General features: G+C 29.3%; 8 protein-coding genes and 1 pseudogene. All 9 read right to left on the bottom strand.

The genetic code is table 11. From position 1 onward, the window contains the following. Positions 1-437, bottom strand: a pseudogene (locus L8X50_RS05640) (N-acetylmuramoyl-L-alanine amidase); the annotation flags it as partial. Then, positions 430-1,527 carry a nitronate monooxygenase gene (locus L8X50_RS05635; protein WP_263660623.1) on the bottom strand — a complete coding sequence of 366 codons (1,098 nt, stop codon included), beginning with the start codon at positions 1,525-1,527 and terminating at the stop codon, positions 430-432. The gene L8X50_RS05635 and the pseudogene L8X50_RS05640, both read right to left, overlap by 8 nt. Next, positions 1,527-2,729, bottom strand: coding sequence for a tyrosine--tRNA ligase (gene tyrS / locus L8X50_RS05630; RefSeq protein WP_263660622.1), 1,203 nt, complete (start codon positions 2,727-2,729; stop codon positions 1,527-1,529). Before tyrS ends, L8X50_RS05635 begins: the two co-directional genes overlap by 1 nt. Positions 2,730-2,742: 13 nt before the next feature. Beyond that, entirely contained in the window at positions 2,743-4,932 is a 2,190-nt protein-coding gene (locus L8X50_RS05625; RefSeq protein WP_263660621.1) for a RelA/SpoT family protein, read from the bottom strand. Further along, a complete protein-coding gene (locus L8X50_RS05620) occupies positions 4,916-5,134 on the bottom strand; it encodes a DNA-directed RNA polymerase subunit omega (protein ID WP_133319250.1) in 219 nt (72 codons plus the stop codon). The genes L8X50_RS05625 and L8X50_RS05620 overlap by 17 nt, the downstream gene beginning before the upstream one ends. A gap of 9 nt (positions 5,135-5,143) precedes the next feature. After that, positions 5,144-5,869: a UMP kinase gene (gene pyrH, locus L8X50_RS05615; RefSeq protein ID WP_133319251.1), complete on the bottom strand. Its 726-nt coding sequence runs from the start codon at positions 5,867-5,869 to the stop codon at positions 5,144-5,146. Positions 5,870-5,924: 55 nt separating this feature from the next. Beyond that, positions 5,925-7,100, bottom strand: coding sequence for a murein hydrolase activator EnvC family protein (locus tag L8X50_RS05610; protein ID WP_133319252.1), 1,176 nt, complete (start codon positions 7,098-7,100; stop codon positions 5,925-5,927). Then, positions 7,097-7,903, bottom strand: a complete 807-nt coding sequence (locus L8X50_RS05605; RefSeq protein WP_220566338.1) for an ABC transporter permease — start codon at positions 7,901-7,903, stop codon at positions 7,097-7,099. Before L8X50_RS05605 ends, L8X50_RS05610 begins: the two co-directional genes overlap by 4 nt. Beyond that, positions 7,890-8,546, bottom strand: coding sequence for a cell division ATP-binding protein FtsE (locus L8X50_RS05600; RefSeq protein ID WP_039625813.1), 657 nt, complete (start codon positions 8,544-8,546; stop codon positions 7,890-7,892). Before L8X50_RS05600 ends, L8X50_RS05605 begins: the two co-directional genes overlap by 14 nt. Positions 8,547-8,574 lie beyond the last annotated feature (28 nt).

Genomic DNA, 8,574 nt, shown 5'->3' with positions numbered 1-8,574 from the left:
TTATCTTCTTTTTTATCTTCTTTTTTATCTTCTTTTTTATCTTCTTTTTTATCTTCTTTTTTATTAGTAAAAGCCGTAGTATTAGTTTCGTTTTTTACTAGCTCTTTTTTTATTTTTTGATCTTGTATAACTTTTAAAGCATTTTTTAAACGCGAAATTTCTTCTTCACTTACTCCGCTTTCTTTAAGCTCTTGCACATAAGCCTTATCATCAAAACCTAAAAAATTTGAACTAATGATTAATCTTTTTAAAATCTCATTTTTTTCTTCATTATTATCATTAATTACGCTTTGTATATATAAAGATTTTAGTTGTTGATGTAATTGTAATTTTTCTTCTGCATTAGAGGTTAAAAAGTTTTGATCAAATTTTTTAACCTCTACATTAGCAAAAACACCAATATAAAATAATAAAAAAATAAAAAATATTCTAAACATCTTCACCATAAACTAATTTTTTCATTAGTTCTTCTACGCTAATAAGTTTATCTAATCTATACCCATTAGCTCCTGTAAAAAATAAACCTGTTTCTTTTTTGCCACTCCAAGCATCGTATAATCTATCCGCTATACAATAACCTACTTTAGTAGCTTCCTTACCTCTACCACATGGTGCAACGCAGTTACTCACACAAGAAATTTTTGGCCCCATTCTTTTATCTACTAAATTTAAAAGATTAGTTCTTACTCCTCTTGCAGGATAACCAACCGGGGATTTTAAAAGCTCAATATCTTCTTTTTTACAATCAAGTAATACTTGTTTAAAATCATCACTCGCATCACACTCAAAAGTTCCTATAAAACGAGTTCCCATTTGAACGCCACTTGCTCCTAAAGACATCATCTTTTCTATATCTTGCTTATCCCAAATTCCACCTGCAGCAATCAGTGGTATGTCGCCCCAATTTTTAATTTCTTGCGCAACTTGTGGCACCACATTTTCTAATTGATATTCATCCATTAAACATTGCTCATAAGTAAAACCCTGATGTCCGCCGCTTTTTGGTCCTTCAACTATAACTGCATCAGGTAAGCGATTGTATCTACTTTGCCATCTTTTACAAATAATTTTTAAAGCCTTAGCTGATGATACAATAGGTACCAAAGCAACATCAGGATAATCTTGTGTAAATTCAGGTAAATTTGTAGGAAGTCCTGCTCCTGAAACTATCACATTAAAACCAACCTCACAAGCATTACGAGCAATTTGCGCATAATTATTACTTGCATATAAAATATTACAGCCCAAAGGTGCGTCTTTGCAAACCTTTCTAGCATTATCTATCAAAGCTTTTAAGCCTGCTTTTGAGTAAAAATTATCACTACCATAAGGTTTTGCATTAAGTTCTTTATCTATATGTGTTCTATTTTCATAATACCCAGTTCCCACTGAAGAAATAATCCCTAAACCACCATTTAAAGAAACTGCAGAAGCAAGCTTATCCCAACTTATACCAAGCCCCATTCCACCTTGAAAAATAGGATATTTTATCTCATGCTTTCCAATTTTTAAAGCTTTAAAACTCATTATATTACCTTTAATTTTGCAAATTTTCTTTTTCCAACTTGTATAATATATTCTCCACTTTCTAGTTGGTATTGTTCATTTTGAACTTTTTCTCCATTAATACTTACTGCATTAGAACTAATCAATCTTCTAGCAGCTGAAGTAGAGTTTTCCATTTTACATTCCACTATAGCTTTTGCAAGCCAAATACTACCTTCTAAAGTAAAACTTGGCATATCACTAGGAAGCTCTTTTGCACTATGAACTTTGTCAAATTCTTCCTTAGCTTTTAAAGCGCATTCATTTGAGTGAAAACGAGCTGTTATTTCTAAAGCTAAATTTTCCTTAGCTTTTTTAGGATGTAATGAGCCATTTTTAATATCATCTTTCATTTGTGAAATTTCATTTAAGCTTTTTTCACTTAAAAGCTCATAATATCTAAACATCAACTCATCACTTATACTCAAAACCTTAGCATACATATCTTTAGCATTTTCTGTTACACCGATATAATTTCCTAAGCTTTTACTCATTTTATTTACACCATCAAGACCTTCAAGCAATGGCATCATCATCACCGCTTGCTCTTTTTGGCAATTATATACTCTTTGAAGCTGTCTACCCATTAAAAGATTAAATTTTTGATCCGTTCCACCCATTTCTATATCACTTTTTAATGCAACGCTATCATAACCTTGTAAAAGTGGATATAAAAACTCACAAATTGATATAGGACTTTGCTCTTTAAAACGCTTAGTAAAATCATCTCTTTCAAGCATTCTAGCAACACTAAAAGTCGAAGTAAGTTCTACTATACCAGCAGCACCAAGCTCATTTAGCCATTTAGAATTAAAATGAATTTGAGTTTTACTTGGATCTAAAATCTTAAAAACTTGCTCTTCATAAGTTTTAGCATTTTTAAGCACTTCTTCTTTATCAAGTTTTTTTCTTGTTACACTTTTTCCTGTTGGATCGCCTATTTGAGCAGTAAAATCACCTATTAAAAATTGTACTATAGCTCCATGCTTTTGAAGTAAAGCCATCTTGCTTAAAACTACAGTATGACCCAAATGCAAATCAGCGGCCGTAGGATCAAAACCAGCTTTTACAAAAAAGTTTTCACCTTTTTCATAATAATTTTTTACCAAAGAAATCAATCTTTCCTCATCAATAATTTCTGCTATTCCTCTTTTAATTTCTTTAATAATTTCTTCAATATTCATTATAAAACCTTTTTTAGTGATTATTATATGCATCATTTAAAGATGTAAAATCTAAAATTTTATACCTAGCTTTTAATCTTTCTTTTGCATTTTCAACATCTATATTATTAGGTAATTCAACTTGCACTTCAAAATAATTTGCCACCACAGGCTCTGAATCGGCTGAATTAATACTTAAAACATTAATCTGCATTTTAGCCAAAGTAGTTAGAAAATCCGCTAAAGAGCCTTTTTTATTTTCTATAGAAACAATGATTTTGTAACTTTTTATCGAGCTATCATTCCAAGAAACAAAAACCATTTCTTTGTTATCTTCTATCATCTTCATTGCTTGTTCGCAAAGTTTATGGTGTATTGTAGCACTAGTTGAATGTCTAAAAGCGATGATTTCATCTCCTCTTTTAGGTCTACAACAATAATCAAAATTAATAGTAGTTATTTTATAATTAGAACCAATCACTATGCTTTCAAATTTTTGTTCATTTTGTTCAAATTTAGCTGCTTGATTTTGTCCTACATATTTTCTAAGAGCTATAATTACCTCTTTAAAATAATTAAAATCTAAAGCAATTTGTCTGAGCTTTTTATTAAATTTTTCTTTTTCAAGCCATTCTTCTATAAGTTTAGAATCTTTATTAAATGCTGTAGATAAAAGATTAATGGCAATTTTATTGTTTAATTCTTTTTTCTTTTGCTTACAAAAATCTCTTATACTAGCTCTAGCTTTTCCTGTTTTAACACTATCTATCCAAGAGCATCTAAAAAATTCTTCCTCCGAAGTTTCAATACTAACTATATCTCCATTTTTAAGTACAGTTAAAAGCGGGACTCTCATACGATTTACAAAGGCGGTTTTTGCATGAAGTCCTACTTTAGTATGAACCTCATATGCAAAATCCAAAGCCGTAGCTCCACGCGGTAAGGTAAAAATTTCACCTTTAGGAGAATATACTGCTATATCCTCAATATATAAACTATCCTTTGCATATTCATAAAGCTCAATAGCATCACAATCTTGTATATTATTTCCTTCTTCTTTACCATGCATAGAAATATCTTCAAGCCAATCTAAATTTGGTGTTGCAATATTTCCTTCTTTATATTTCCAATGTGCTGCAACGCCAAATTCAGCAGTTTTATGCATATCAAAGGTGCGAATTTGAGCCTCTATAATATTTTTTGCATCAAAAAGTGTTGTATGTAAGGTTTGATAACCATTTTGTTTTGGCAAGGCTATATAGTCTTTAAATCTTGAAATCAAAGGATTAAAATGCGTATGTAAAATTCCTAAAGCCAAATAACAATCATAAACTTTTTCAACCAAAATTCTTACACCCAAAAGGTCTAAAACTTCATCAAGCCCTACACCTTTTCTTTGCATCTTTAAATAAATAGAATAATTATGTTTAATTCTTTTATGTATAACAAAACTACCTTGTCTAAACCCATTTTCCAAAAATAACATTTCTATTTTTGAAATAAATTCATTAAATCCAAGTTGAATTTGTTGATCTTTTGCATTTATATAATTATCAATTTGTGCATATTCATCAGGAAGCAAAAATTTAAAACTTAAATCCTCAAGTAAATTCTTTATACTTGAAATTCCAAGTCTATGAGCTATAGGTGCATATACCACCAAGGTTTCTTCGCTAATTCTTTTTTGCTTATCTTCTCGTAAATAATTTAAGGTAAGCATATTGTGTAATCTATCACAAAGCTTTATTACAAGCACACTCACATCTTCAACACCCGCTAAAAGCATGTTTCTAAAAGTCAGAGCAGATTTTGCAAGTTTCTCGTTGGAATTAGAATGAGTAAGATGATCTTCTCTAATACTAACTATTTTAGTTAAACCTTGAACTAATTTTGTTACTTCTTCGCCAAAATTTGCATTTAACTCTTCTTCATTACAATTTGTATCTTCTAATACATCATGTAATAATGCGGCTATAATCATAGATTGCATAGGACTTAAAAAAGCTACAAAAGAAGCTACCAATATAGGATGAACCGCATAAGGTTCTCCACTCTTTCTAAATTGTCCTTCGTGTTTTTGGATACAAAACTCCACTGCTTTTTCCAAAACAGCAGATTGTGGAAAAACCATAAAAAGAATTTCTTTTGCTCTTTGTAAATCCTTGCAATTTTTTACATCATCAACAAGTTTATCTAGCAATAACTCATCATTTACCAGCTTCAATAAATCCCTCTAATACGATTTTATCTTCTGCTATTTCATATAAAGCAATATCAGTATATTTATATTTATTTTTATCTAAATTTACTAAAGGCTCTGCGCCATTTGCAAGCTCTTCAGCTCTTTTAGCTACTACAAGAGCTAATTTATATCTATCATCTTTTAATTTTTTTAATGCCTTTGCAGCTATTTGTTCTACTCTCATTTTTTACCTTTAATCTTGATTTTTAACAATAGAGCATAAGCTCATATCGCCTTGGATAATTTTTAATAAATTTCCTTCTTTAAACATATTACATACCACAATAGGTAAAGCATTATCTTTAGCTAGGGCTATTGCCGTATCATCCATAACTTTTATATTATCATGTAAAGCTCTTTCATAACTTAACTCATTAAGCATAATAGCATCATCAAATTTTTTAGGATCTTTATTATAAATTCCATCTACCTTAGTTGCTTTAATGATCATATCTGCTTGAATTTCAACCGCTCTTAAAGTTGCAGCAGTATCTGTAGTAAAATAAGGATTGCCAGTACCACAAGCAAAAATAACTATGCGTCCTTTTTCTAAATGTCTATGTGCTCTTCTCATAATATATGTTTCGCAAAATGCTTCCATTTGGATAGCACTTTGAACCCTCACATCAAGTCCAGCACTTTCTAATGCTTCTTGCATAGCTATAGAATTAATTACAGTAGCAAGCATACCCATATGATCGCCACTTGTTCTTTTTATCAGTCCATCTCTTGCAGCAGATACCCCTCTAATGATATTACCACCACCTATTACAATACCTACTTCAACATTTTCATGAATCAAACTTTTTATTTCAGAAGCTATATATTTTAAAATAGAATTTTCTATACCAAATCCATTTTCTCCGGCCAAAGCTTCTCCAGAAAATTTAACCAATACTCTTTTTCTTTTATTGTTCATTAAATTTCTCCTTTGATTTAAAACTATATCAAAATTCGCATTAAAAAAAACTAATTTATTTAATCATTTCCAAAGGATTGATATGAAAATTCTTTTGGGTTACTTCAAAAGTTAAATCACTTTCAACCCTACCTATAATATAACCTTTCTTGATATTTCTACCTACTTTAACCCCAGGAGCAATTTTATCTAAATGTGCATAAATAGTATGTATACCATCTTTATTTTCAACAATCACAACTTGCTTTAAAGTTGGAGTTGCTTTTGCAAAAACTACTTTTCCATCTAAGACATTTCTTACCGCAGCATTAGCACTATCACTTTTTAAAACTACATTTTCATTATAGATCTTAATATTATAAATAGGATCTATATAATTTCCAAATTTTTGCTTTACTGTATAAGATTCTAAAGGAGCTATTGTCTTAGGACCATTATATCGCTTAACACTGCTTGTTTGATAGCTTGAACCTACTTGTTTTATGTTTGAATTTGGCTTTTGATCATCCTTTTTTTGTGCTAATTTTTCTTCTTCTTTTTCTTTGATAATTTTTAATTTATTGAGTGTTTTTCTTAATTCTTGCTGTTGGGCTTGCAAATTAGAAAGTTTTCTAGTATAAATTTCTTTATCAGTTTTTTGTTTAGCTATTTCTTGCTCTTGTTTTTTTCTAAGGTTTTTGAGCTCATCAATTTGATCTTTATAAACTTTTAAATTATTATTAATTGTAGTAATTTGTCTTTGCTTTTCTTCTATTTTTTTGCTCACATCTTCATAATCTTTTGAAATTTGATAAAATTCTTCTTTGAAAATTTTATCCAAAACCCCAACTAACTCCAAAGCAATAATACTATCTTCACTTTCAATATAATTTTTAGGGATTGCTAAATCATAAGCAAAATCTTTAGCAATTAAATCAATTATTTTTCCTTCGATCTTATTTTTATTTTGCAAAAGATCTTTATTTTGTGCATTAAGCTGTTCTAATGCTTTTATTTGAGTTTTCACAGATCCTTCAAGTTTAGAAGTTTTTGAAGTTAAGGTGCTAATTTCTGAAGCAATTTTTTTTAAATTTTTCTCATTATCTAAAATTTCACTAGCTAAATCTTCTAATTTTTTAGATAATTGCTTTACTATGCGTTCATTTTCTTTAATATCTTTTTGCTTTTGTGCAATTTCATTTGCAAATAAAACAGAAAAGGAAAATAAAAAAAGCAAAAAGCATTTTTTCATTTTCTAACCTTAAACATCACAAAATTCACACAAGCAAAACAAACACAAAGCATTGCTAAAAAAATCAAAAATAAATGCGTGAAAATACTTATTTTAGGTAAGCTAATGTCTACACTTTGTAAAGCTAGTTTAATGGATTCAAGATCATAAACTTGGGTAAAAAATAATACAAGCAATAAAAACGCTATAAAACAATCAATAAAAACTATCTTATAAAGCATAAAAGATCTAAACCAAAATGGGGCGCCAAGCAAGCACATGATTTCCACTCTTTGAGTATGCTCGAAAAGCCAAATTTTCATTTGTTTAAGCAATAATACAAAACTAAGCAATATTATAATAAACAAGAAAAACCATAATAAAAATTTCACTAAAACTAAAAGTTTATAAATTTTTGTATGCGTTTTTGCAAAAGTCTCCACTCTAGTAATGTTAGGATTTTTTAAAAGTTTATCTTTTAAAATGTTTAACTCATCTTCTGACAAAAGCTTATTAAGCTTCAAAGTATAAAATTTTGGCAATGTAGCCTTTAAAACCTCTATGTTTTTAGCTGATATATCATTTTTAAGTCTATCTATCATTTCATTTGGATTTAAAATTTCTAAAGACTGAAAATGACTAACCTGCTCTTCTAAGCTTTTTTTATCTAAGTGAGTTTTTCCTACTAAAATGATATTATAGTCTTTATTTAAAAGTTTTTCATAATATTCAATAGTTTTATTTGTGATAATCAAAAACTCAAAAGCAAACATCATCACCATTAAAGCAAATATTAAAGAAAGATGATTTTTAAAAGATTTCATTCATTCTCCCATTTTCTATATTAAAACGACGATAATCAAGTCTTAAATTAGTAGGAATTCTATGTGTAACAACTACCACGCAAGTTCCAAGTATTTCTCTAGCTGATTTTAACAAAGTCCATATAATATCTGAAGAATACTCATCTAAATTTCCCGTTGGCTCATCGCATAAGAGTAATTTTGGATTATGCGCTAGAGCTCTTGCCATGGCCACGCGTTGCTGCTCTCCACCTGAAAGTTGAGCTGGCTTTTTATCAGCTTTGAAAGTTAAATTTACATGCTTTAAAAGCTTTGCGGCTTGTTCTTTACATACATTTTTACTATAACCTTTAATCATCAAAGGTAACATTACATTTTTTTCTACACTAAATTCTTGAACCAAACGATAATCTTGAAAAATAATTCCTATTTTTTGCCTAAGCTGCAAAAGTTCAGCATTAGAAATATCCACTAAATCATTATTGCAAACCTTTAAATTTCCACTTATTGGCTCCAAATCCCCATAAAAAGATTTTAACAAAGTTGATTTTCCACTACCACTTTTTCCTGTGATAAAAACAAAATCATTATCTTTTAGCGAAAAACTAGCATTTTCTATAACAAGCTCATCATAACCAAGACAAAGCTTTTTGGCTTCTATCATCACTGCTTTTTCCTTATCATTTGTTTGA

The organism is Campylobacter sp. CNRCH_2013_0898h, assembly GCF_025772965.1.
Classification (GTDB): Bacteria; Campylobacterota; Campylobacteria; order Campylobacterales; family Campylobacteraceae; genus Campylobacter_D; species Campylobacter_D lari_D.
The sequence above is the reverse complement of the archived record's forward strand: the minus strand, read 5'-3'. Positions and strand labels throughout refer to the sequence as shown.